22 protein-coding genes and 3 pseudogenes are annotated in these 24,046 nt (G+C 60.9%); 11 read left to right on the top strand and 14 right to left on the bottom strand.

Going from position 1 to position 24,046, the window contains the following annotated elements:
* Nucleotides 1–47: 47 nt before the first annotated feature.
* Both mnmH and selD read right to left on the bottom strand, forming a co-directional pair.
* Nucleotides 48–1,145 carry a tRNA 2-selenouridine(34) synthase MnmH gene (gene mnmH / locus ASC74_RS06200; protein ID WP_056740156.1) on the bottom strand — a complete coding sequence of 366 codons (1,098 nt, stop codon included), beginning with the start codon at nucleotides 1,143–1,145 and terminating at the stop codon, nucleotides 48–50.
* Nucleotides 1,145–2,179, bottom strand: a complete 1,035-nt coding sequence (gene selD / locus ASC74_RS06195; protein ID WP_056740154.1) for a selenide, water dikinase SelD — start codon at nucleotides 2,177–2,179, stop codon at nucleotides 1,145–1,147. Before selD ends, mnmH begins: the two co-directional genes overlap by 1 nt.
* Nucleotides 2,180–2,422: 243 nt before the next feature.
* Here selD and ASC74_RS06190 point away from each other — a divergent pair, with 243 nt between their 5' ends.
* Together ASC74_RS06190 and ASC74_RS06185 are read left to right on the top strand one after the other, a co-directional pair.
* Complete coding sequence (locus tag ASC74_RS06190) at nucleotides 2,423–3,379, top strand: nucleoside-specific channel-forming protein Tsx (protein WP_056740152.1); 957 nt, start codon at nucleotides 2,423–2,425, stop codon at nucleotides 3,377–3,379.
* A gap of 24 nt (nucleotides 3,380–3,403) precedes the next feature.
* Complete coding sequence (locus tag ASC74_RS06185) at nucleotides 3,404–4,426, top strand: purine-nucleoside phosphorylase (RefSeq protein WP_056740150.1); 1,023 nt, start codon at nucleotides 3,404–3,406, stop codon at nucleotides 4,424–4,426.
* 96 nt (nucleotides 4,427–4,522) lie between these two features.
* Here ASC74_RS06185 and ASC74_RS06180 read toward each other — a convergent pair whose 3' ends face one another.
* The 3 genes from ASC74_RS06180 to ASC74_RS06175 all read right to left on the bottom strand — a co-directional run bounded on the left by ASC74_RS06180 (nucleotide 4,523) and on the right by ASC74_RS06175 (nucleotide 6,722).
* A complete protein-coding gene (locus ASC74_RS06180) occupies nucleotides 4,523–5,479 on the bottom strand; it encodes a quinone oxidoreductase family protein (RefSeq protein WP_056740147.1) in 957 nt (318 codons plus the stop codon).
* 28 nt (nucleotides 5,480–5,507) lie between these two features.
* A complete protein-coding gene (locus ASC74_RS30830; RefSeq protein ID WP_082555777.1) occupies nucleotides 5,508–5,681 on the bottom strand; it encodes a DUF1427 family protein in 174 nt (57 codons plus the stop codon).
* A 255-nt stretch (nucleotides 5,682–5,936) separates the two neighbouring features.
* Nucleotides 5,937–6,722, bottom strand: a complete 786-nt coding sequence (locus tag ASC74_RS06175; RefSeq protein WP_056740145.1) for an AraC family transcriptional regulator — start codon at nucleotides 6,720–6,722, stop codon at nucleotides 5,937–5,939.
* A gap of 145 nt (nucleotides 6,723–6,867) precedes the next feature.
* Between ASC74_RS06175 and ASC74_RS06170 the strand changes: the two genes are divergently transcribed.
* The gene (locus ASC74_RS06170; RefSeq protein WP_008152143.1) at nucleotides 6,868–7,095 is read left to right on the top strand and encodes a DUF6555 family protein; all 228 of its coding nucleotides are present in this window, start codon (nucleotides 6,868–6,870) and stop codon (nucleotides 7,093–7,095) included.
* Between the two features lie 47 nt (nucleotides 7,096–7,142).
* Here the strand turns inward: ASC74_RS06170 and ASC74_RS06165 are convergent, their stop codons facing one another.
* From ASC74_RS06165 to ASC74_RS06155, 4 genes and pseudogenes are all read right to left on the bottom strand, one after another.
* Nucleotides 7,143–7,307 carry a metallothionein gene (locus ASC74_RS06165; RefSeq protein ID WP_056740143.1) on the bottom strand — a complete coding sequence of 55 codons (165 nt, stop codon included), beginning with the start codon at nucleotides 7,305–7,307 and terminating at the stop codon, nucleotides 7,143–7,145.
* A 136-nt stretch (nucleotides 7,308–7,443) separates the two neighbouring features.
* Nucleotides 7,444–8,031, bottom strand: a pseudogene (locus ASC74_RS32570) (methyl-accepting chemotaxis protein); the annotation flags it as partial.
* Between the two features lie 318 nt (nucleotides 8,032–8,349).
* Nucleotides 8,350–9,120 (bottom strand): annotated as a pseudogene (locus ASC74_RS32565) (cache domain-containing protein); the annotation flags it as partial.
* 216 nt (nucleotides 9,121–9,336) lie between these two features.
* The gene (locus tag ASC74_RS06155; protein ID WP_162247432.1) at nucleotides 9,337–10,653 is read right to left on the bottom strand and encodes a Na+/H+ antiporter family protein; all 1,317 of its coding nucleotides are present in this window, start codon (nucleotides 10,651–10,653) and stop codon (nucleotides 9,337–9,339) included.
* Between the two features lie 325 nt (nucleotides 10,654–10,978).
* Between ASC74_RS06155 and ASC74_RS32560 the strand changes: the two are divergent.
* Together ASC74_RS32560 and ASC74_RS32555 are read left to right on the top strand one after the other, a co-directional pair.
* Nucleotides 10,979–12,268 (top strand): annotated as a pseudogene (locus ASC74_RS32560) (HAMP domain-containing protein); the annotation flags it as partial.
* Nucleotides 12,269–12,370: 102 nt separating this feature from the next.
* A complete protein-coding gene (locus ASC74_RS32555; RefSeq protein ID WP_442965768.1) occupies nucleotides 12,371–13,126 on the top strand; it encodes a methyl-accepting chemotaxis protein in 756 nt (251 codons plus the stop codon).
* A gap of 125 nt (nucleotides 13,127–13,251) precedes the next feature.
* Here ASC74_RS32555 and ASC74_RS06145 read toward each other — a convergent pair whose 3' ends face one another.
* From ASC74_RS06145 to ASC74_RS06130, 4 genes are read right to left on the bottom strand one after another with little or no spacing between them, the layout of a single operon-like run.
* Entirely contained in the window at nucleotides 13,252–14,565 is a 1,314-nt protein-coding gene (locus ASC74_RS06145) for a sensor histidine kinase (RefSeq protein ID WP_056740138.1), read from the bottom strand.
* Nucleotides 14,562–15,230 carry a response regulator transcription factor gene (locus tag ASC74_RS06140; protein WP_056740136.1) on the bottom strand — a complete coding sequence of 223 codons (669 nt, stop codon included), beginning with the start codon at nucleotides 15,228–15,230 and terminating at the stop codon, nucleotides 14,562–14,564. Before ASC74_RS06140 ends, ASC74_RS06145 begins: the two co-directional genes overlap by 4 nt.
* A gap of 3 nt (nucleotides 15,231–15,233) precedes the next feature.
* A complete protein-coding gene (locus ASC74_RS06135; protein WP_056740134.1) occupies nucleotides 15,234–15,557 on the bottom strand; it encodes a PepSY domain-containing protein in 324 nt (107 codons plus the stop codon).
* Complete coding sequence (locus ASC74_RS06130; RefSeq protein WP_056740132.1) at nucleotides 15,557–15,865, bottom strand: PepSY domain-containing protein; 309 nt, start codon at nucleotides 15,863–15,865, stop codon at nucleotides 15,557–15,559. Before ASC74_RS06130 ends, ASC74_RS06135 begins: the two co-directional genes overlap by 1 nt.
* Nucleotides 15,866–16,111: 246 nt before the next feature.
* Between ASC74_RS06130 and ASC74_RS06125 the strand changes: the two genes are divergently transcribed.
* The 5 genes from ASC74_RS06125 (at nucleotide 16,112) to codA (ending at nucleotide 21,477) form a co-directional block, all read left to right on the top strand.
* Nucleotides 16,112–17,191: a hypothetical protein gene (locus ASC74_RS06125; RefSeq protein WP_056740130.1), complete on the top strand. Its 1,080-nt coding sequence runs from the start codon at nucleotides 16,112–16,114 to the stop codon at nucleotides 17,189–17,191.
* Nucleotides 17,192–17,285: 94 nt separating this feature from the next.
* Nucleotides 17,286–17,642, top strand: coding sequence for a 6-carboxytetrahydropterin synthase QueD (queD, locus tag ASC74_RS06120; protein ID WP_008152165.1), 357 nt, complete (start codon nucleotides 17,286–17,288; stop codon nucleotides 17,640–17,642).
* A 219-nt stretch (nucleotides 17,643–17,861) separates the two neighbouring features.
* A complete protein-coding gene (locus ASC74_RS06115; RefSeq protein ID WP_056740128.1) occupies nucleotides 17,862–18,692 on the top strand; it encodes an alpha/beta fold hydrolase in 831 nt (276 codons plus the stop codon).
* 252 nt (nucleotides 18,693–18,944) lie between these two features.
* A complete protein-coding gene (codB, locus tag ASC74_RS06110) occupies nucleotides 18,945–20,216 on the top strand; it encodes a cytosine permease (protein ID WP_056740126.1) in 1,272 nt (423 codons plus the stop codon).
* A gap of 13 nt (nucleotides 20,217–20,229) precedes the next feature.
* The gene (gene codA / locus ASC74_RS06105) at nucleotides 20,230–21,477 is read left to right on the top strand and encodes a cytosine deaminase (protein ID WP_056740124.1); all 1,248 of its coding nucleotides are present in this window, start codon (nucleotides 20,230–20,232) and stop codon (nucleotides 21,475–21,477) included.
* Between the two features lie 112 nt (nucleotides 21,478–21,589).
* On the opposite strand, the gene ASC74_RS06100 is transcribed toward codA, so the two are convergent.
* The gene (locus tag ASC74_RS06100; protein ID WP_056740122.1) at nucleotides 21,590–22,582 is read right to left on the bottom strand and encodes a diaminopimelate epimerase; all 993 of its coding nucleotides are present in this window, start codon (nucleotides 22,580–22,582) and stop codon (nucleotides 21,590–21,592) included.
* Nucleotides 22,583–22,749: 167 nt separating this feature from the next.
* On the opposite strand from ASC74_RS06100, the gene ASC74_RS06095 reads away from it, so the two are divergent.
* Nucleotides 22,750–23,901 (top strand): MFS transporter, encoded by a 1,152-nt coding sequence (locus ASC74_RS06095; protein WP_056740119.1) that lies wholly within the window; start codon nucleotides 22,750–22,752, stop codon nucleotides 23,899–23,901.
* Nucleotides 23,902–24,046: the final 145 nt, after the last annotated feature.

The following is a 24,046-nucleotide window of genomic DNA, read 5'->3' as shown; positions in this document are numbered from 1 at the left end:
TGGGAGCGGGCTTGCTCGCGAAGAGGCCGGCAAATACGACATCATCCTCACTGGATAACACGCTCTCGCAGGTATTCGAGCACCGCAGCCCGCTCCCCGGCGAATTCAATGCGAGCCCCTTTCTTCTCCCGCTGAAACGCATACATCGGGTCGTAATACTCGCGGAGCAACCCTTCGATCCAGCCCCGGTGCAAGTCCACTGCCCCGCTGCTCGCCTGCTCCGCCAGCGCGTCTTCCATCAACATCAACATCCGCCGATGGCGTTCACCGCCCAGACGTTTCTGCACATTGTTCAGGCTCTCCAGCAAGCGCTCGGAAAACAGCGCGAAGCCTTCATCGCCATGCACGCCGATGAACTCGGCACACAAATCCACCACGTAATCGCGCAGGATCCGTTCGACCCGCCCTTCCAGGCTGTCTTCAAGCCAGACCATCGGAAACTGTTGCATGCCCTGAAACAGCGGCAACGGCAGCGCACAACTGCCGATCGCGCGGCTCTCGTCTTCCAGCACAAACTGCTCGATACCGTGGGCTCGCTTCTTCAGCACGTCCACTGCCAGACGGTTTTCAAAATCGATGTTGGAGGGTTGGCCGGTGGCGCGTTTACCGAAACTGGAGCCGCGGTGATGGGCGTGACCTTCAAGGTCCAGGCCGTTGCGCAACTGCGTGAGCACTTCGGTTTTACCGGTGCCGGTCATGCCGCCCAGCAAGACGAAATCACACTGGGCAACCGCCTGATCGAGCGTGTCGAGCAAGAAGCTGCGCATCGCCTTGTAACCGCCACCCACTCGCGGATAGTCGATGCCCGCCTCGTCCTTGAGCCATTGCTGGACGATCTGCGAGCGCAAACCGCCGCGAAAACAATACAAATACCCATCAGGATGAGCCCGGGCAAAATCGGCCCAGGCCTGGATGCGCTCGGATTTTATCTCGCCAGACACCAACTGGTGCCCCAGCGTAATGGCCGCTTGCTGGCCGTGTTGCTTGTAACAAGTGCCGATCCGTTGCCGCTCATGGTCATTCATCAGCGGCAGGTTGATCACGCCGGGGAATGAGCCTTTAAGAAATTCGACCGGCGCACGGGCATCCATCATCGGTCGGTCGTTGAGGAAAATGTCGCGGTAATCGGTGAATTCGATGGACATCAAAACACCTCAACCGCGTTCGTCTGTCGCTCGATCAGTTCACCGATCGGCTCAAGGGCCAGGCCCAGCTCGGCGGCTACTTTGAGGAAGTGTTCGTTGCCTTCGGGGGTGACCGCAACCAGCAGGCCACCGCTGGTCTGCGGATCGCAGAGCACGCGTTTGTGCATTTCCTGAAGACGCCCAAGCTTGCTGGCGTAGCTGTCGAAGTTGCGCAGCGTCCCGCCCGGCACGCAGCCTTGGTCGAGATAATACTCGACACCCGGCAGACGCGGCACACGGTCGTACTCGATGCGAGCGGTCACGTTGCTGCCGTCGGCCATTTCCACCAAATGCCCCAGCAGGCCAAAACCGGTGACGTCGGTCATCGCGGTGACGCACTCGAGTTTGCCGAAGCGGCTGCCGGGTTTGTTCAGGGTGCACATCCAGTCGCGGGCCAGGCCGATGTCGGCGTGGCGCAACTTGCCCTTCTTCTCGGCGGTGGTAAGGATGCCGATGCCCAGCGGTTTGGTGAGGTAGAGCAGGCAACCGGCGGTGGCGGTGTCGTTGCGCTTCATGTGGCGCTTTTCCACAAGACCGGTCACGGCGAGGCCGAAAATCGGTTCCGGCGCGTCGATGGAATGCCCACCGGCCAACGGAATTCCGGCTTCATCGCAGACCGAACGCCCGCCGCGAATCACTTCCCGGGCAATCTCCGGCGCCAGTACGTTGACCGGCCAGCCGAGGATCGCAATCGCCATCAGCGGATCGCCGCCCATGGCGTAGATGTCGCTGATGGCATTGGTGGCGGCGATGCGACCGAAATCGAACGGGTCGTCGACGATCGGCATGAAGAAGTCGGTAGTCGACACCACGCCGCGCTCTTCATCAATGGCGTACACCGCCGCATCATCGCGCGAGGCGTTGCCGACCCAGAGTTTCGGGTCAAGGTTCTGCGCCCCGCTGCCGGCCAGAATCACCTCCAGCACCTGCGGGGAGATTTTGCAGCCGCATCCTGCGCCGTGGCTGTATTGGGTCAGACGAATCGGCTCGCTCATGGGGGGACACACCTCGTGAAGTCAGTGCCGAAGAGTCTACATCAACGTCGTCTCCCCTGAGGTCCCGCGAATCATTGACCGAAAGGACAGTTAAACCACCAATTCCCTAGCCTTTTCCGTACCTTGAGCAAAACTGGTATGCCTTGTGCAAACGTTTGCGAGTCGCTGATACAAGCGTTTTCGCTACATAACCGCGCAAGCCCGCAGAAGCGGGCCTTCGATCCGCACGAAAAGGGACTTTTAATGCACCGCACGTCCAGCCGCGTGACTTGCTCGCGCACCTTTGCTGTTTCCTTGCTCCTGGCCAGCGTTACAGGACTACTCAGCAGCACCGTTTTGGCGCAACCCGCTCCCGCCGAAGAATCAGCCCAGGGCGAAAGCCTCAGCCCCGAAGCGAGCCCACCGAAAAAAGGCGTGTACCTCTCGGACTGGTTCAACCAGGACCTGACGGTCATCGGCAGCAAAGACATCAGTTTCGGCCCGCAACCGGCCGACGATATCTACCTGGAATACGAGTACTTCGGGCGCAAGGGGCCGTTCGAGTTGTACGGCTACATCGACATCCCGAAGATCTTCGACATCGGCAACAGCCATGACAAAGGCGTGTGGGACCACGGCTCGCCGGTGTTCATGGAGCACGAACCGCGGATCTCCATCGACTACCTCGCCGGCCGCAGCCTGGCCATCGGGCCGTTCAAGGAATGGTACGTCGCCTTCGACTGGATCTATGACCACGGCAGCAACAGCGCCAACCGTGCCAATACGCTGTACAGCGGTTTGGGCACCGACATCGACACCCATTCGCGGGTCAACCTGTCGGCCAACTTCTATGGTCGCTACCAGTGGGAAAACTACGGCGCCAGCAACGAATATTCGTGGGACGGCTATCGCGCCCAACTCAAATACATCGTGCCGATCAGCAGTTTCAGCAACGGCGCGTCACTGACCTACATCGGGTTCACCAACGTCGACTTCGGCTCGGATTTGCACAAGGACAACCCGGCTCGCACGGCCAACGCCACCGTCGCCACCAACGTGTTGCTGTACTCGTTCACCCACTTGCGCTTCACCTTGGTCGGTCGTTATTTCCACAACGGCGGCAACTGGGAGGATGGCAGCGAATTGAATTTCGGCGACGGTAACTTCCGCGCCCGTTCCGACGGCTGGGGTTACTACGCCGGCGTCGGTTATCAGTTTTAAGTCTTGTTTGAATCAGGAGGTTTTATGCATGCAATGACGCGTCTTTCCCTGGCCTGTGCCGCCCTGCTCTCTTCAACGGCCTGGGCGACTGAAGCGCCGATCCAGCCGAAAGTGATGCTGATCACCATGTTCGCCCCCGAGGCACAAAACTGGATTGATCGGCTGGAGCTCAAGCAGGAAGTGCGAGTGCCAGGCCTGTCCGCCGAGTACCCGACCGTTCGCTGCAACAGTCAGCAGGTATGCCTGATGGTCACCGGCATGGGCCAGACCAACGCCGCGGCGTCAACGCTCGCCCTGGCGCTGTCGTCGAAATTCGACCTGCGTAAAAGTTACTTCCTGATCGCCGGGATTGCCGGGATCAACCCGAAACACGGGACCATTGGCACCACCGCGTGGGCGCATTATCTGGTGGAGTTCGGCACCCAGTGGGAGATCGATTCCCGGGACGCGCCGAAAGAATGGCCGACCGGTTATATCGGCATCAACACCAAAGGCCCGAACGAGAAACCACCGCTGGATTACAAGACCGAAGTCTTCGAACTCAACCCGAAGTTGCAGGCCAAGGCCTTTGCGCTGACCCAAAAAGTCGAGCTGAGCGAGAGCAAGGAATCGGCCGTGTGGCGCATGAAGTATCCGTCGGCCCCGGCCAATCAGCCGCCGGTGGTGACGCAGTGCGACACGCTGGCGGGCAATACCTGGTTTTCCGGGACGCGGTTGAGTGAGCGCGCCGAAGTCTGGACCCAACTGCTGACCGATAACAAAGGTGAGTACTGCACGACGCAGCAGGAAGACAACTCCACCTATGAGGCGCTGCTGCGGGCGAGTCGCGAGGGATTAGTCGATGTCCAGCGGCTGGCGGTGGTGCGTGCGGGTTCCGATTTTGACCGGCCAGCCCCGGGCCAGAGTGAGGTGGATAACCTGCTCAAGTATGCGGATCAAGGTGGATTTGTGCCGGCGCTGGAGAACCTGTACCGGACGGGAAATCCGTTGGTGCAGGAGATTTTGAAGAATTGGTCGGCGTGGGAGAACGGTGTTCCCGAGGCATAAAGCAAAATCAAAAGATCGCAGCCTGCGGCAGCTCCTACAGGTGTACGCCGATGCAATGTAGGAGCTGCCGCAGGCTGCGATCTTTTGCCCTTCAAATCACGGCAACAAAATCACCTTGTCACCACTGCCTTGACTCACCTCGGCATACCGCTCCAACCCTTCGGCCAACGGCGATTCAAACAAACCCTCGGGCAACGGCAACAGGCCCTGATCGAAAAACGTGCCGAACTGCTCAAGCATCGCCGCACACGCCTGGACGCCGTACAGCAACGAGTTGATCCCCACCACCGAACCGCCCTTGCGATACAGCGCCAGGGCCGGCAATTGCACCAGGCCGTCCACCGGCGCGGCGATGATCGCGATGCGACCGAACGCGGCCAGCGCCGGGACCGAGGCCGGCAGCCAGAAACCGGTAGTGTCGAAGATCACATCAGCGCCACCGGCATACACCGCGTTCACCTGCGCACCGAGGTCCTCGGGTTTATCCAGTTGCAGCGTCTGATACCCCTGGGCCTGCAAATCCTTGACCTGCTCCGGCCGCCGCGCCGCTGCCAGTACTTGAGCGCCACGCACCTTGGCCAGCGCCAGCGCCGCAGTGCCAACCGCCCCGCCACCGATCACCAGCAACCGGGTTTCGGCCGTCACCAGACTGCGCTCCAACGCATCCCACGCCGTGGTGTACGGCACACCGAGGCTGGCCGCCTGGGCAAAACTCAGATGGGTCGGCTTTTGCGCAATGCCATTGGCCGGCAGTTTGACGAATTGTGCGTGCGAGCCATCGGCAAAAAAGCCCAGTTCACGGCCGGTGCCCCAGACTTCCTGACCGATCAGTGCCTGCGGGCCTTCAACAACCACACCGGCGAAATCACGACCGGGAATCCGCGGCAGCGTGGTGTAGGGAAAGCGCCCCAGCACGTTCTTCACATCGCTGGGGTTGAGGCCGGCGGCCTTGATCTGGACCAGCACTTCATCGGTGCCGGGGACGGGGGTGGGCACCTCAACGTAGCGCAGGGCCGCGAGGTCACCGGTCTTGTCGAATTGCAGTGCTTTCATGAGCGTTTCCCTCGAATGAATAAACGGTTCAGGAGATCCAGCCAGTGACCAGTTGCCGGCCCATTGGCCACAACTTCTCACCGGCCAGCATGCCGAGCAGCCCTACCAGCGCGATGGCCGGCGGTGCGGGGGAACGAAAATCCAGAGCGCCGTAGAGCAGACCGACGCCCAGACCGATGACCAATGAGATGAGGAAGCTCATGGCGGACTCCGTGGCTAATTAAGATAGGTCCAGAGTCTAAAGATCGGTCGCGACGAGCACCGGCCAAGTGCTTCTGAATATCGGCCAAAGCGCAAAAGCCGGCCACAAAGCAACTTGTAGCAGCTGCCGAAGGCTGCGTTCGGCTGCGCAGCAGTCGTAAAACCTGCATGCACGGTATTACTGAAGCACTGCGTTGCCTGAATTCACGACTGCTGCGCAGCCGAACGCAGCCTTCGGCAGCTGCTACACGTTTTGTTATGCCTCGGCCTGACGCTGGCTCGCGGAAAATTGCGAAGGCGCGACGCCCAGTTCCCGTCGGAACATGTCGCTGAAGCTGCTCGGTGAATAGCCCAGCTCCCGGGCAATCGCACTGACCGGCACGCCCTGGATCAACTCCGCCACCGCCGTCGCCAACTGCACCTGGCGCCGCCACTCGGCGAAGCCCATGCCCAGACCGTCCTTGAACAACCGCGCCAGGGTACGCACGCTGGCACCGGCATTTTCGGCGTGTTGTTCGAAGGCAATGTCCAGCGATGGCGCGGCCATGACCGCCTGACACAGGTTCATCAGGCGCCGGTCGGAATCATCCGGCAAGGGGATTTTCAGCAGCGAGCGCCGGGCTCGCCTGAGCTCCAGCAGCGCCAGGCCGACCAGCGCTTCGTAATACTCGGGCGCGCCATCGTCGCCCTGCTCCACCAGCCCGACGATCAGCTCACGCAGCAGTCCGCCGACTTCGATCACCTGAACCGTGTCGTCCAGCGTCGCCGCCAATGACGGCCGCAGGTAGATGTTGCGCATCTGCAAATCCGAAACCACGCGAATCCCGTGGGGCACACCCGGCGGCAGCCATACCGCTCGTTGCGGCGGCACCACCAGCGCTTCATGGGGCGTCTCGACCCACATCACCCCGCTCATCGCATACAGCAACTGCCCCCAGACATGCTCATGCGGCTCGATGTACAAGCCGCGCGGATAGGTGCGCGCCAGCGGTTGCACGGGCACATCGGTGTCACTCAGGTCTGGCGGGGCGGCAAGGGCCATGGGCAGCAATCATTGGGGGTTTCAGAGATTGCATGGTAACGAGCCACCGGCCTTGTCGCCACTGGTGGCATCCGCCTGACAATCCGACTGAATTTTCCGTAACCCCGACGATCCTTGTATTACCACAGGGAGGAATATGGGCTTTATGAACAACGCAAAACTTTTCGTCATTGAATACACCCTTCATGGCGCGCCCAAGTCTTTCATCATCCGCCTGGACAAGATGGATAACGCGGAGGCTTGGCATTGGGCAAGTTGCGACGCGGGGGTCGGACGAATCCCCCGCTTCGGCCGAGAGAAGGTGCAAAAAACCAGCAAGCCGATGGCGGAGAAGTTCGGCGTGGAAAACGTCAAGTGGCGGCCGGCAAATTGAAATGAAAGTGGAGCCCGATCAGGCTCCACCTTTTTTTGGATGAGTGGTCAGCGTTGGGCGCACTTGCAGCCCTTGCTGGCACATTCTTCGCCATGTTCGTGGTGCTTGGCGCAGGCTTCACAGCAATAGTGCTTGCCGTGGCGCGCGATCGGATGTTCGCCCAGTTTGCAGGAGCATTTGGGGCAGTCGCATTTACTTTCACTGTCGATCATGAGCCTGACTCCATAGGTTGTGGTCGTCCGGGCCTGGCAAATGCGACCCGTACCACCAGTGTAGGAGCTTGCGTCAGCCCTGCCGGGTACTGATCCCACAGGTTCAGTGTTTGCCTCCAATACTCGGTGAGTAACGTCAGATGCGGAACTGGCCCACCAGTTTGCCCAGACGATGACCGAGGTCGGCCAGGCTGCGGGAGGTCTGGGCGCCGAGTTGGGTTTCGTCGGCAACGCTGTCCACGGCCACGGCGATTTGATGCACGCTGCGGTTGATCTCTTCGGCCACGGCGGTCTGCTCTTCGGCGGCGCTGGCGATCTGCGCGTTCATCGAATTGATGGTGCCGATCAGTTGGGCCATGGTGTCCAGCGATGCGCCCGCTTCGTTGGCCTGAGCCGACGTGCCGTCGCCGGCCTCGCTGGAACGGCGCATCGCTTCCACGGCCGATTGGGTACCGGCCTGCAAGCGATCGATCATGCCCTGGATTTCCTGGGTGCTGATTTGCGTGCGACTGGCCAGCGCTCGAACCTCGTCGGCCACCACGGCAAACCCACGACCGGCCTCACCGGCACGGGCGGCTTCGATGGCGGCATTGAGCGCCAGCAGGTTGGTTTGCTCGGCAATCGAACGGATCACCCCAAGCACGCTGACAATCGAGGACACGTCTTTTTGCAGGCTGTCGAGAGACACGCCGCTGCTGCGAATGTCGTCCACCAACGCATGAATCTTCACGATGCTACCGGCCACCACTCGCTTGGCAGCCTGGCCTTCTTCGTCAGTCTGCTGGGCAGCCACTGCGGCGTTTTGCGCACTCTTCGCCACTTCTTGAGCAGCGGCGGACATTTGGTTGATCGCCGTGGCGACCTGATCGGTCTCGTGACGCTGACGCTCCATGGCCTGATCCGAGCGCTGGGCCTGATCGGAGACCTGATTCACCAACCCGGTCAGTTGCGAGGTCATTTCGGTGATCTGGCGCACCAGGCCGTGGATCTTGTCGACGAAGCGGTTGAACGAGCCGGCCAGTTCGCCGAGTTCGTCCTGGCTGGTGATGGTCAGGCGACGCGTCAGGTCGCCCTCGCCCGCCGCGATGTCATCGAGGTTGGCTTTCATCAGGTTCAGCGGACGCAAGATAGTGTTGGCCAGCAGCATCCCGGCGGCAGCGATCACCAACAGCACCACGGCGGCAATCCCGACGATGCTCAGCACCACGCCTTGCATGCGCTCCTGGACCTTGATTTCGACCAGTGCCACTTGGGCTTCGATGCCGTCGAGGTTCACCGAGGTGCCGACCGCCATGTCCCACTTCGGCAGGTATTCGGTATAGCCGAGCTTGGGCACCAGCACTTGGGTGTTACCGGGCAGCGGCGAGCTGTATTGCAGGTAGTGGGTCCCGTCCTTGGCGACTTTCACCAGGTCGCGGTTGACGTAGACGCCGTTCGGATCGCGGTTGTCCTTGAAGCTCTGGCCCACGCCTTCGGGACTGTTGGCCTTGAACAGGCGCACGGTGTTGGAGTCGTAGCCGAAGAAGTAGCCGTCCTTGCCGTAGGTGATGCTCGACAGCAACTTGACCACCTGGGCCCGCGCCGCGTCATCACCCGGGGCGGCTGCGTCGTAGAGCGGTTTGATCGTGGTCATGGCCACGGCGACGTAGCTTTGCAGCGTTGCCTTGGCATCGCTGAGCAGGCGCTGGCGAGTTTCCTCGACTTCCTTGCGGGCCTGCTCCTGCAGAATGAACAACGTGGTCAGGCTGATGACCAGCGCAAAGAGCAACACCGGGAGGACGGCAAGGGACAGGACTTTAGCCTTCAGGCTCATGCGCATGACGGTTCACTCTTTTGATTTTATTGGCGTGGTTAAAGGCTTTAACGGCACGCCAGGACAAAAGTTGAGTGAAGGTCACACTGATCTCCTGTGGGAGCGAGCTTGCTCGCGATGGCGGTGGCACATTCAGCATCAATGTGGCTGACAGACCGCTATCGCGAGCAAGCTCGCTCCCACACTTTAGATCCAGGTTGATCAGTGAGAGACGGGTTACAGGACCATCGCCGCCACCCAGCCGAACGCCAGCAGCGGGAGGTTGTAGTGCAGGAAGGTCGGGACCACGGTGTCCCAGATGTGGTGATGCTGGCCGTCGATGTTCAGGCCCGAGGTCGGGCCGAGGGTCGAGTCCGACGCCGGTGAGCCGGCATCGCCCAGCGCACCGGCAGTCCCGACGATGCAAACGATCGCGATCGGGCTGAACCCCAACTGCACGCACAACGGCACAAAAATCGCTGCCAGGATCGGCACTGTGGAAAACGACGAACCGATGCCCATGGTCACCAACAGTCCGACCAGCAACATCAGCAACGCGCCAATGCCTTTGCTGTGGCCGATCCACGAGGCCGAGGCTTCGACCAGTGTCTGCACCTCACCGGTGGCTTTCATCACTTCGGCAAACCCGGACGCGGCGATCATGATGAAACCGATCATCGCCATCATCTTCATGCCTTCGGTGAACAGATCGTCGGTTTCACGCCACTTCACGATCCCCGACACCGAAAAAATCAGAAAGCCTGCCAGCGCACCGATGATCATCGAATCCAGCAACAGCTGAATGATGAACGCCACCGCGATGGCCAGACCGGCGACCATCAGGCTCAGCGGGTTGTACTGCACCGCGACCTGTTCGACTTGCTCGATCTTTTCCAGATCGTAGACGCGCTTCTTGCGATAGCTGACAAACGCTGCCGCGAGCCCGACGACCATGCCCAATGCCGGAATCCCCATGGCATGGGTGACGTTGATGCCGCTGATGTCCACACCGCTACGGGCGACGTTGGCCAGCAGGATTTCATTAAGGAAGATGTTGCCGAAGCCCACGGGCAGGAACATGTACGGCGTAATCAGGCCGAAGGTCATGACGCAGGCAATCAGTCGGCGGTCCAGCTGCAACTTGGTCAGCACATATAAAAGCGGCGGCACCAGCAGCGGAATGAAGGCGATATGTATCGGCAAGATGTTCTGGGACGCGATGGCTACCACCCACAGTAAACCGATCAACAGCCATTTGACCTGACGGCCACCGCTGGCGTGCTGGCGGTCGACCATCAGCAAGGCTTTGTCTGCCAGGGCATGCGCCAGGCCGGACTTGGCAATGGCCACGGCGAAAGCGCCGAGCAATGCGTAGGACAACGCGACTGTCGCGCCACCGCCGAGGCCGCTGTTGAAGGCTTTGAGTGTTGCGTCGATGCCCAGGCCACCGGTCAAACCACCCACCAGGGCGCCCACGATCAGCGCGATTACTACGTGCACGCGGGACAGGCTGAGGATCAGCATGATGCCGACCGCGGCAATTACAGCATTAATCATCGGTACCTCAAGGCAAACGGAAAGAGTCCGGCCGGCAGTCTGCAAAGAGCCGCCAGCGGATTAAATGAGAGGGTTTTATTAGAGGGCGCGCACTGTGCCGCAGCATCCACTCCTTGTCAAAGCCCACACAGTCCTCTGTAGGAGCTGTCGAGTGAAACGAGGCTGCGATCTTTTGATCTTGTTTTTAAAAAATCAAAGTCAAAAGATCGCAGCCTCGTTTCACTCGACAGCTCCTACAGGGGTTTGGAGATGCTTAAAGAAAGCCGAATCGCGGCCGTTACAGTGCAAAGTCTCAGATATTTATCGAATAAAGGACGTCTCCATGTCGCTCAGACAACTTTCCATTCAATGGAAAATCACCCTGCTGGCCGGGCTGTGCCTGGCCGGCATCGTGACCCTGCTGGTGGGTCTTTCGCTGTATCGCATGGAGCACAGCTCCGAGATGGTGAAAGCATCCAGCATGGAGATGCTCACCGAAGCGGCCCAGGCCCGGATCGAATCCCAGGGTGAAAACCAGGCGCTGGGGATTCGCCAGCAGTTCATGGACGCCTATCAATATGGCCACGGCTTTTCGCGTCAGGTGCTGTTCCTGCGCGACCAGGCCGAGAAACGCTTTCTCGATGCCTTTGACTTGCGTGAAGACCTGACACGCCAGGTCAAGTCGGCCCTGCAAGCCAATCCGGAATTGCTCGGCCTCTCGCTGGTGTTCGAAGCCAATGCGCTGGACGGCAAGGACGATCTGTTCGCCGGCCAGGCCGAGTTGGGCAGCAACGACAAGGGTCGTTTTGCCCTGTACTGGTCGCAACCGACTCCGGGCAAGGTGACGTCGATGGCGCTACCGGAAAGCGACATGGCCGACACCAGCACCGGCCCCAGCGGTGAACCGGCCAACGCCTGGTTCACCTGCCCGCGCACGACCCTCAAGCCCTGCGTGATCGAACCCTACTTCTATGTGATCGACGGCCAGAACGTGCTGATGACCAGCATCGTTTTCCCGCTGATGGTCAACGGCAAGGTCATCGCTTCGCTGTCGGTGGACATCAACCTCAACAGCCTGCAAGCCGTCAGCCAGGGTGCGAGCAAGAAGCTCTATGATGGCCAGACCAACGTCAGCATCATCAGCCCGGTCGGTTTGCTGGCCGGTTACAGCCCGGACGCCAGCAAGCTCAGCCAGCGCCTGGACACCGTGGACAAGACCAACGGCGCCGAGCTGATCCGCATGCTCGCCGCCAGCAGCAAGACCGCAAGCCTGCACAACAATCAACAGCTCAAAGTGCTGTCGCCGTTCCAGCCGATTCCCGGTGGCAAGTCCTGGGGCGTGTTGCTCGATGTGCCGGAGAAAGTCCTGGTCGGCCCCGCCGAAGCACTGAAAAAACAACTCGATGAAAGCAACACCGCCGGCACCCTGGTCGAACTCGGCCTGGGTGTGCTGGCCGCGTTGATTGGCCTGTTGCTGGTGTGGCTGATGGCCCGCAGCGTGACCCGGCCGATCCTCGGTGTGGCGCACATGCTCGAAGACATTGCCAGCGGCGAAGGCGATCTGACCCGCCGCCTGGCCTATGACAAAAAGGACGAACTCGGCCAATTGGCCGGCTGGTTCAACCGCTTCCTCGACAAGCTGCAACCGATCATCGCCGAGGTCAAACGCTCGGTGCAGGACGCGCGCAGCACGGCGGATCAGTCATCCGCCATCGCCACCCAGACCAGCGCCGGCATGGAGCAGCAATACCGTCAGGTGGATCAGGTCGCTACCGCTTCCCACGAAATGAGCGCCACCGCCCAGGACGTTGCCCGCAGCGCAGCGCAAGCGGCACAGGCGGCGCGGGATGCGGATCAGGCCACCCGTCGCGGTTTGACCGTGATCGACCGCACCACCGCCAGCATCGACAACCTCGCGGCCGACATGAGCGCGGCAATGGTTCAAGTCGAAGGCCTGGCGGCCAACAGCGAGAAGATCGGTTCGGTGCTGGAAGTGATTCGGGCCATCGCTGAGCAGACCAACCTGCTGGCGCTTAACGCCGCCATCGAGGCCGCTCGTGCCGGTGAAGCCGGACGCGGTTTTGCCGTGGTGGCCGATGAAGTGCGCAACCTGGCACGCCGGACCCAGGAGTCTGTCGAAGAAACCCGTCTGGTGATCGAGCAATTGCAGAGTGGCACTCAGGACGTGGTTGGTTCGATGAACAACAGCCATCGTCAGGCTCAGGGCAGTGTCGAACAGGTGGGTCAGGCGGTGACGGCGCTGCGCGAGATTGGTGAAGCGGTGACGGTGATCAGCGACATGAACCTGCAGATCGCCAGTGCCGCGGAAGAGCAAAGTGCGGTGGCCGAGGAGATCAACAACAACGTGGCGACGATTCGGGATGTGACGGAGTCGTTGTCAGGGCAGGCGAATGAGTCGGCGCGGGTGAGTCAGTCGCTCAATAGCCTGGCGAATCAGCAGCAGAGTTTGATGGATCAGTTTCGCGTTTAACCCGGACTTATTGCCCACTGAAGATCCAATGTGGGAGCGAGCTTGCTCGCGATAGCAGTCTGACAGTCGACATAGATGTTAAATGTACTGGCGCTATCGCGAGCAAGCTCGCTCCCACAGGTTATTCAGCGTTTGGGCAGTTTGATTAGCACTTTCAACCCGCCCCACTCGCTCTCCTCCAGCCGCAACACCCCGCCCCACGTATCGACGATGTCCCGCACAATCCCCAATCCCAACCCATGCCCATCCGTCTGTTCATCAAGCCTGGTCCCCCGGCTGAACACCTGATCGCGCTGGTCTTCGGGAATCCCAGGCCCATCGTCTTCCACGCTGAACTCAAACCCTTCTACCGTCTCGATCACGCTCAACCGAACCTCGGCGTCCGCCCATTTGCAGGCGTTGTCCAGCAGGTTACCGAGCAGTTCGAGCAAGTCCTCGCGATCCCATGGCAGTTGCAACCCCTTCGGTGCCACATAGCTGAGGTCCAGATGCTCACCATGAATCATGTTCAACGTCGCCAGCAACCCAGGCAATTCAGCATCGCAATCAAACAACGCCCCCGGCAACGCATCGCCGGATAACCGTGCGCGATTGAGTTCGCGATTGAGTCGCTGCTGGACCTGTTCCAGCTGCGCCTTGATGACCTTGCGCAGTTCCGGCTGCGCATCGAGCTTCTCGCTTGAGGCCAGGCTCAACAACACCGCCAGCGGAGTTTTCAAGGCGTGGCCGAGGTTACCCAGCGCATTGCGCGAACGCTTGAGGCTGTCTTCGGTGTGCGCCAGCAAATGGTTGATCTGCGCCACCAGCGGCTCAAGCTCTACCGGCACCTGATCATCGAGTTGCGAGCGCTGGCCCTGCTGCAACTGGGCGATCTGCTCACGCGCCTTTTCCAGCGGGCGCAAGGCGCGGCGCACGGTGATGCGTTGCAGCAGCAGAATCAGCAGCAGTCCCGCCAGCCCAAGGCCCAAACCGACTTGACGCATGCGCTGGAAACTCTCGCGCACCGGCGTGTAATCCTGGGCCACGCTGATGGAAATCGATTGGCCCAAGCGCCGATAGTCCGAACGCAGCACCAGCAATTGCTGGCCTTCCGGCCCCAATTGCAGGTTGCTGTGCAGGCCGGCATGGTCGAGGCGCGGCAGTTCCTGATCCCATAGCGAACGGGAGCGCCAATGGCTGTCGGCAAAATCGATGCGAAAGTAATGCCCGGAAAACGGTCGCTGATAAGCCGGCGACAGGTGTCGCTCATCCAGCTGCAAACCCTGCGGCCCACGCACCAGCGCCACCAGCAGGTTTTCGCTGTCGTCGCGCAGCCCGGCTTCGAGGTAGCGCTGCAAACCCATTTCGAACAGCCACAGGCTGGTCTGCGCCAGCACCAGGCCGACGATCACCATCACGCTGATCAGCCCCAGACTCAAGCGGCGCTGGATCGACCTCACTGGGCTTGCCCGCCGAACAGGTAACCCTGGCCGCGACGGGTTTCGATGACACTGCGCCCGAGTTTGCGCCGCAGGTGGTTGACGTGGACTTCGAGCACGTTGGAGTCGCGCTCGGTTTCACCGTCATAGAGGTGTTCGGCGAGGTGGCTTTTGGAAAGAATCTGCTCGGGGTGCAGCATGAAATAACGCAGCAGGCGGAATTCAGCGGCGGTGAGCTGGATGTCAGCACCGTCGCGGGTCACGCATTGTCGGCCTTCGTCCAGGTGCAGTCCGGCAGACTTGAGCGTCGGCTGGTTGGCATGGCCATGGGAACGGCGCAATAGCGCCTGGACGCGCAAGTGCAGCTCTTCGGGGTGGAAGGGTTTGGTCAGGTAATCGTCGGCGCCGGCCTTGAGGCCTTCGATCCGTTCGGCCCAGGAATCACGGGCGGTGAGGATCAGCACTGGCGTCGACAGGCCAGCGGTCCGCCATTGCGTCAGCACCTCGAGCCCTGGCAAACCCGGCAGGCCAAGGTCGAGGATGATCAGGTCATAAGGCTCGCTGCTGCCCTGATACACCGCGTCACGACCGTCGGCCAGCCAGTCCACGGCGTAACCCTGACGGTTGAGGCCGGCCATCAGTTCGTCGGCCAGCGGCACATGGTCTTCCACCAGAAGCAAACGCATCGATCAATCTTCCCTGTCTTTCAGTAACTGGCCGGTGCTGGCGTCGAGGTCCAGTTCGCGGACCACACCGTCGGCGGTCAGCAACTCGACTTCATAAACATAGACGTCGTGTTTCTCTTCAAGCTCGGCTTCCAGCAATTTGGCCCCGGGGTAGCGGTCCAGCGCTTGCTGCAACAGCTGCTCCAGCGGCAGGATCACGCCCCGTTGACGCAGGCGCAGGGCTTCGTCCTGATCCAGGTCGCGGGCCATGACCACCGAGCAAAAAGCCAGAAGCGCCAGCGCCATTCGACCGCTCGTGCACCGCTGTGAAAAAGAAAACACCTTCATTACGTATCCTGATGATCCTTGAGAATCTGTCCGCTGACAGCGTCCAATTCCAAGTCCCACTCAATGCCCTGAGGGTCGCGCAACTCCACCTGATAGACGTACTTGCCGTACTCTTCTTCCAGTTCGGTTTCGGTGATCTTGGCGCCGGGATGTTTGGCCAGAGCGGTGGCGTTGAGCTTCTCGAAAGACACAATGGTACCAGCGTCGCGCAGTCTCAGGGCTTCGTCGGGACCGAGGTCGCGAGCGTGGACGATGCTGGCGGTCATGCCGATGATGGACGCGGTGAACAGGGCAGTGAAGGTTTTCATGGGGTGTCTCCGTATTTTTTTATGTGTTGCCTACGGAGTGCACCTTAACGGGGCGAACTTAATTGAAACTGAATTGCCATCATTGGGGATGGCAACACGACATCACCTGTGGGAGCGAGCCTGCTCGCGAAAGCGCTGGGTCAGGCAACATCAATGCTGGCTGTAACGGCCTCTTCGCGAGCAGGCTCGCTCCCACAATGACCGTGCATGTCTATAATCCCCCGCTTGCCTGCATTCGAGACCGGTATGACCGCTATCCACATCAAGTTCCCCTCGCTGACGCTCAAGGCCGGCCCTCGCGCCTTGGCGCGCATCCGTGAAAACGGTTTGAGCGCCGCCGATGTCGGCACGCTACCGGGTGCCGCCGGTGGTCCCAAGGCGTTGGGGATTCAAGGTCTGGACCTGGCGTTGTTCGGCGAATGGCTGCCAGCGGCACCGCGCGAGCGTTCGTTGATCGGTGCGTCGGTGGGTTCCTGGCGCTTCGCCAGCGCGTGTCTGCCGGATGCCGCCGAAGGTATCCGCCGCCTCGGTCACCTCTACACCGAGCAGAACTTCGCCAAAGGCGTGACCATGGCGCAGATCAGTCTGAGCTCTCGGCGCATGCTCGATGACCTGCTCGACGGCCGCGATGCCTCGATTCTGGACAACGTTCATTACCGACTGAACATCATGGTGGTCAAAAGCCACGGCCTGCTGGCGGACGATCATCGCGGCCGACTGGGGCTGGGCCTGTCATCGGTGATCGCCGACAACCTGCGCGGCCGGGCGCGGCTGTCGCGGCATTTCGAGCGGCTGATCATTCACGATCCGCGTCTGGCACCGCCGGTCAATGCATTGAACGATTTCCCCTCGCGCTTCGTTGCGCTGAATGCCGGCAACCTGCGCCAGGCCTTGCTCGCGTCAGGCTCGATCCCGATGGTGATGGAAGGCGTGCGTGACCTGCCGGGTGCCGGTGCCGGGACGTTCCGCGATGGCGGTCTGCTGGACTATCACCTCGACCTGCCCTACAGCGGCAACGACATCGTGCTCTACCCACATTTCACCGACCGGGTGATTCCCGGCTGGTTCGACAAGACCCTGCCGTGGCGCCGCGCGTGTCCTGCGCGTTTGCAGGATGTCCTGTTGTTGGCGCCTTCGAAGGAATACCTGGCGCGCCTGCCCTACGGCAAACTTCCGGACCGCAACGACTTCAAACGCTTCATGAGCGATGCCCCGAGCCGGCAGAAATACTGGCGCACGACGATGGATGAAAGCCGTCGTATGGGCGATGAGTTCCTCGAACTGGCTGCCAGCGGTCGCCTCGGGGAGCGCTTGCTGACCCTTTAGTCAGTGTTTTCCCGCAACGCCAAACGCAAACTGTTAAACTCGCCGCCTGCCCACATCGCCGCGGCGATCGCCACCTGACAGAGCTGAAATCACTGTGGAAATCTTCAAAGAATTTACCTTCGAATCCGCCCACCGCTTGCCCCACGTGCCGGAAGGCCACAAGTGCGGCCGCCTGCACGGTCACTCGTTCAAAGTGGCGATCCACCTGAGCGGCGACCTCGATCCGCACACCGGCTGGATCCGCGATTTCTCGGAAATCAAGGCGATCTTCAAGCCGCTCTATGAGCGCCTGGACCATAACTACCTGAACGACATTCCCGGTCTGGAAAACCCGACCAGTGAAGTCCTGGCCAAATTCATCTGGAAAGAATTGAAGCCTCTGCTGCCGGAACTCAGCGCGATTCGTATCCACGAGACGTGCACCAGCGGTTGCATCTATCACGGCGAGTAAGCCGATCTAAAGGCCGATGAAAATCCCCCTGTGGGAGCGGGCTTGCTCGCGAAGGCGGTGTGCCAGCCAATGCATATGCCTGCTGACACACCGCCTTCGCGAGCAAGCCCGCTCCCACAGGGGGTAATGCGTTTCGTCAGTGAATATAAAAACAGCCTTCAATGGCTGTTTTTTTATGCCTATGCTTTTTGGCTTCCCCACGCCAAGAGGACACCCCCAATGACTGACTGGCCGCTGCCTCAGACCTATCGCTTCAACGGGCGCTCCGTTCGCTACGCCGTACGGGGCGACGGTCCGCCGTTGGTGTTCGTGCATGGCACGCCCTTCTCTTCTTACGTGTGGCACCGGATTGCGCCGCACTTCATCACCACCCATCGGGTGCATTACTTTGATCTGTTGGGTTATGGGCTATCGGAGAAATTCGAGGGTGATGTGTCACTGGGTGTGCAGAACGACCTGTTGGCTCACTTGCTGGATCACTGGGGCCTGGAACGGCCAGACGTGGTTGCTCACGACTTCGGCGGCGCCACCGCTCTGCGTGCTCACCTGCTGAACGGCAAGGATTACCGCAGCCTGACGCTGATTGACCCGGTGGCGCTGACGCCCTGGGGTTCGCCGTTTGTGCAGCATGTGCGTCAGCATGAGGCGGCCTTCAGTGGCCTGCCCGATTACATTCAGCAAGCGATCGTGCCGACTTATATTCGCGGTGCGATCAAGCGCGATATCCCGGACGACGAACTCGCGCCTTACGTGCAGCCGTGGCTCGGCGATCCGGGGCAAGCGGCGTTCTATCGGCAGATCGCACAGATGGATGAGCGTTATACCCGTGAGGCCGAAGGGCTGTACCCGACGGTTCGTTGTCCGGTGCAGATTCTGTGGGGGGAAGATGACCAGTGGATTCCCATTGAACGCGGGCAGGCGTTGCATCAGATGATTCCGGGGTCGCGGTTTCAGGCGATTCCGAATGCCGGGCATCTGGTTCAGGAAGATGCGCCGGAAGCGATCGTCGCGGCGTTGCTGCGGTTTCTGCCGCAACACAAATCCCCCTGAAGAAACCAAATCCACTGTGGGAGCGGGCTTGCTCGCGAAGGCGGTGTATCAGTCGACATCTGTTGTGACTGACACACCGCCTTCGCGAGCAAGCCCGCTCCCACAGGGGACATCTATTCCTTCAGGTGCACCTCTTTCGCGCCCTTCTCCAAGCCAAACTCCCTCGCTCGGCTATAAATAACTACACCACCCCACGCTTGGCACGACCACTGCAACACGCCCCCGCGTCACTCATTCAGCAAGGAACGCCCCATGACGCAGAACGATCCCGGCAACGACTACCCCCTCAGTGAAGTCCCGATGCATGCCCGCAAAGGCCTGGCCTCAACGGCCATGGTGCTGCTGGGTTTCACCTTTTTTACCGCGACCATGTTTGCCGGCGGCAAGCTCGGTGTGGCGTTCAGCTTCGGCGAAATGATGGCGGTGATTATCGTCGGCAATCTGCTGCTGGGGATCTACGCCGCAGGCCTGGGTTACATCGCCTTCAAGAGCGGCCTGAACTCGGTGCTGATGGGACGCTTTTGCTTCGGTGAGGTGGGCAGCAAGCTCAGCGACCTGATCCTCGGTTTTACCCAGATCGGCTGGTACGCCTGGGGCACGGCCACTGCCGCCGTGGTGCTGGGCAAGTATTTCGAATTGAGCGAGGGCACCGTTCTCGGGCTGATGGTGCTGTTCGGCCTGGTGTTTTGCGCGACCGCGTATGTCGGTTATCGCGGTTTGGAGATTCTGTCGTACATCGCCGTACCGGCGATGATGTTGCTGCTGATGCTGTCGATGTGGGTGGCCACGGTGAAGGTCGGCGGGCTCGACGGTTTGCTCGCGGTAGTCCCGACGGGGACACTGGATTGGTCGACCGCCATTACCCTGGTGTTCGGCACCTTTGTCAGTGGCGCAACCCAGGCGACCAACTGGACGCGTTTCTCCCGCTCAGCACGCGTCGCGGTGCTGGCGAGCCTGATCGGTTTCTTCATCGGCAACGGCCTGATGGTGTTGATCGGTGCCTACGGTGCCATCGTTTACCAGCAACCGGACGTGGTCGAAGTGTTGCTGTTGCAAGGCTTCGCCATGGCGGCAATGGCGATGCTGCTGCTCAATATCTGGAGTACCCAGGACAACACCATCTACAACTTCGCCGTCGCCGGTTGCAACTTGCTGCGCACCGGCCGGCGCAAGACCGTGACCCTGGCGGGCGCGGTGATCGGCACGTTGCTGGCACTGCTGGGCATGTACGACATGCTGGTGCCCTACCTGATTCTGCTGGGCACCGTGATTCCGCCGATTGGCGGCGTGATCATGGCGGACTTCTTCTACCGTTATCGTGGTCAATACCCACGTCTGGCCGATGCCCGGTTGCCAGCGTTCAACTGGGCCGGTTTGGCCGCCTACGCAGTCGGCACCGTTACTGCATTCAGCTCACCGTGGGTCGCGCCGCTGGTAGGGATTGCCGCTGCCGCGCTAACGTATGTGTTACTGACCGGCGTGCTGGGTGCCCGTACTGCCAACGCACCATTACAAGATCTATAAAAGGATTCGCCTGATGCACATCATCAACGCCCGCCTGCGCAACCAAGATGGCCTGCATGAGTTGCACCTTGAAAACGGCCTGATCAGCAACATCGCCCGACAGACCGAAGCGCCAACCCTGGGCCCCGATGATCTGGACGCCGGCGGCAATCTGGTGGTGCCACCCTTCGTCGAGCCACACATTCACCTCGACGCCACGCTCACCGCCGGCGAACCGCGCTGGAACATGAGCGGCACCCTGTTCGAAGGCATCGAATGCTGGGGTGAGCGCAAGGCGACCATCACCGAAGAGGACACCAAGACCCGCGCCAAAAAAACCATCCAGACCCTCGCCGCCCACGGCATCCAGCACGTGCGCACCCACGTCGACGTCACCGACCCGCAGCTCACCGCGCTCAAGGCGATGCTCGAAGTGCGCGAGGAAAGCCGTCACCTGATTGACATGCAGATCGTTGCGTTCCCGCAGGAAGGCATCGAGTCGTACCGCAACGGTCGCGAGCTGATGGAAGAAGCGATCCGCATGGGCGCCGATGTGGTCGGCGGCATTCCGCATTTCGAGTACACCCGCGATCAAGGCGTGAGCTCAGTGAAGTTCCTGATGGACCTGGCCGAGCGCACCGGTTGCCTGGTGGACGTGCATTGCGATGAAACCGACGACCCGCACTCACGCTTTCTGGAGGTGCTGGCCGAAGAAGCCCGCAGCCGCGACATGGGTTCGCGAGTGACCGCCAGCCACACCACGGCCATGGGCTCTTACGACAACGCTTACTGCGCCAAACTGTTCCGCCTGCTCGGGCATTCGGGGATCAGTTTTGTCTCCTGCCCCACCGAAAGCATTCACCTGCAAGGGCGCTTCGACAACTTCCCGAAACGCCGTGGCGTGACCCGTGTCAACGAACTGCTCGAAGCCGGGATGAACGTGTGTTTCGGTCAGGACTCGATCGTCGACCCGTGGTACCCGCTGGGCAACGGCAATATCTTGCGGGTGCTCGAAGCCGGCCTGCACATCTGCCACATGCTCGGTTACCGCAACCTGCAAAGCGCACTGGACCTGGTCACCGACAACAGCGCCAAGGCCATGAACCTGGGTGATCGTTATGGACTGGAACGCGGGCGGCCGGCGAATTTGCTGATTCTGTCGGCGGACAGTGATTACGAAGTGATCCGCAGCCAGGGCTTGCCGCTGTATTCGGTGCGCGATGGCAAGGTGTTGATGAAGCGGCAGATGCCGGTGGTGGAGTTCTTCGGCGATCAGCACTGAATTTTGGTTGACCGGGCTGACGCCTTCGCGAGCAAGCCCGCTCCCACATTGGATCTGTGTCGTTCACAAATCCCCTGTGGGAGTGAGCCTGCTCGCGATGGCGATCTAACAATCACCCCATCAACCGCGCCGTCCCGAATAACCTGACCCGACTCAACTCACCCAGCTCTTCCTCCAGAAGAATCGGCGCCGTACCGCCGGGCATAACCACTTTGACCTCCCCGGCGCTGACCCAACCCACCCGCCACGCCGCGCAAGCCACCGCACTGGCGCTGGTACCCGACGACGCCGTCGGCCCTTCTCCACGCTCGAATACCCGCGCGACGACTCGCCCTTCAGACTCAAGCATCGCCCATTGCAGATTCACGCCAGCAGCACACGGCTCCCCCGCCCCGGTCGGCATGGCGTAAGCGATACGCGTCAGCCCTTCGGACAACCGCGGTTCACGCATCTGCTCATTGCCCGGCAAGGCATCGGCGCTTTCTAAAAACGTCACACAATGTGGATTACCGATGCGCACGAACTGGCTTCGAGACCAGGCGGGATCGAGCGCCGACAACGGCTGCACATGGCTGAGTTCGTGACCATTGAATGCCACGCCTTCAACCCCTTCGGCACTGACTGCCCCCGGCCCGAAGGCAGGCTTGCCCAAGTCCAGCCAAAAACCGTGCACACCTTCGACCTGCGCCAGTTTCACCGATGTTTCTCCCGGTGAAGGCATATCGGCCTTGTCATGATGAACCCTGAGCAGACACGCCTCGTCCCTCGGCCAGAGCCCAAGGTCGCTGAGCGCCTGGGAAAAAATCGTCAGGCCGTTGCCGCTACGCTCGGCCAGGGTGCCGTCGGTGTTCACGATCAACACATCAAAAGGATGCGACGACTGGAACGGCCCCACCAGCAAACCATCGCTACGATGGGCCTTGCTGCCCGGTGGTTGTGTGCCGGGGGCCCAGCCACAGCATGCCTCGATGGCCGCCAACGCCCAGACCTTGCGGGTTTGCGCGGCGTCGCTGGCCTGATCAGGTATGTCAATACCATTGCTGCGCAAGTCCTCAGGCGCCACAACCATGTAGATATTGCCTCGTGCATCGTACCTCCGCGCCATGGCGCCCTCCCTTAAGAAATCATTGGTCGGGCTCAACATATCGCGAAACACCGTCAGGCTGTGCAAGGATGTCACCCTGCCTCACCGCGAACCTGGGCGGACGCTGATCGAACCCTCACCGGTGAGTCACTGTCCCTTGTACGCGACGTTTTTTGCCAAGGATTGATATGACCAACCTCAACACTCAAACCGCATTTGTTCCCGGACGCCTGGAACAAATGTCCACGCGCATCGCTTTTTTCATTGCCGGTTTCGGCATTGCAGCATGGGCGCCGCTGGTGCCCTACGCCAAGGCTCGGGCCGGGCTGGATGAAGGGACGCTCGGTTTGCTGCTGTTGTGCCTGGGGGTGGGGTCGATTCTGGCGATGCCGATGGCGGGGCTTCTGGCCACGCGTTTCGGTTGTCGCCGGGTGGTGAGCGCCGGGGTGTTGCTGATTTGTGCAGCCCTGCCGCTGTTGGCGACGGTGACGTCGATTCCGGCGTTGATTGCTGCGTTGTTCATGTTCGGCGCGGGCCTTGGCACAGTGGATTCGACGGTGAACCTGCAAGCGGTGATCGTCGAACGGGCCAGCGGCAAGACCATGATGTCGGGTTTCCATGGGCTGTTCAGCCTGGGCGGGATTGTCGGTGCGGCGGGCGTCAGCGCCCTGCTCGGCTTCGGGGTTTCACCGCTGGGGGCGACGCTGGTGGTGATCGTGATGCTGCTGATCGCCCTGGCCAAGGCCGCGCCGCACCTCTTGCCTTACGGCAGCGAAAGTTCGGGGCCGGCGTTTGCCGTTCCCCATGGCATCGTGCTGTTCATCGGCGGGATGTGTTTCATCGTGTTCCTCGCCGAAGGCGCGGCGCTCGACTGGAGCGCGGTATTCCTGGCACAGGAACGCGGGATCGACACCGCTTATGCGGGACTGGGTTACGCGGCGTTTGCGTTGACCATGACCGTCGGACGTTTGACCGGTGATTCGATCGTGCGTCGTCTCGGCGCTACGCGGGTGATTGTATTCGGTGGGTTGACGGCCGCAGCGGGCCTGTTTGTGGCGACCTTCGCCCCGAGTTGGGAAGCGGCGCTGGTGGGGTATGCATTGTTGGGGGCGGGTTGTTCGAACATTGTGCCGGTGCTGTACACCGCAGTGGGTAAACAGACGGTGATGCCCGAAAGCGTCGCCGTGCCGGCCATTACCACGCTGGGTTACGCGGGCATTCTTGCGGGGCCTGCGTTGATCGGGTTTATCGCCCATGGCAGCAGTTTGAGTTTTGCCTTCGGGTTGATGGCGGTGTTGCTGGTGGCGGTGGCCATTGGCGGGAAGGTGTTGAAAGTCTGAAAAGCATCGCGAGCAAGCTCGCTCCCACAGGGGATCTTCTGTGAACACGAGAGTGTCAGATTTTTTGTGTGCGGGCCGGTAATGGCCTGCCGTCAGGCAGGCCTTCATTTCACCAGGTCGGCCTGATGAATCGATCTCCGTACAA

Source organism: Pseudomonas sp. Root329 (genome assembly GCF_001424925.1).
GTDB classification, from domain to species: domain Bacteria; phylum Pseudomonadota; class Gammaproteobacteria; order Pseudomonadales; family Pseudomonadaceae; genus Aquipseudomonas; species Aquipseudomonas arabinosi.
This window is presented reverse-complemented; position numbering and strand designations above follow the sequence as displayed.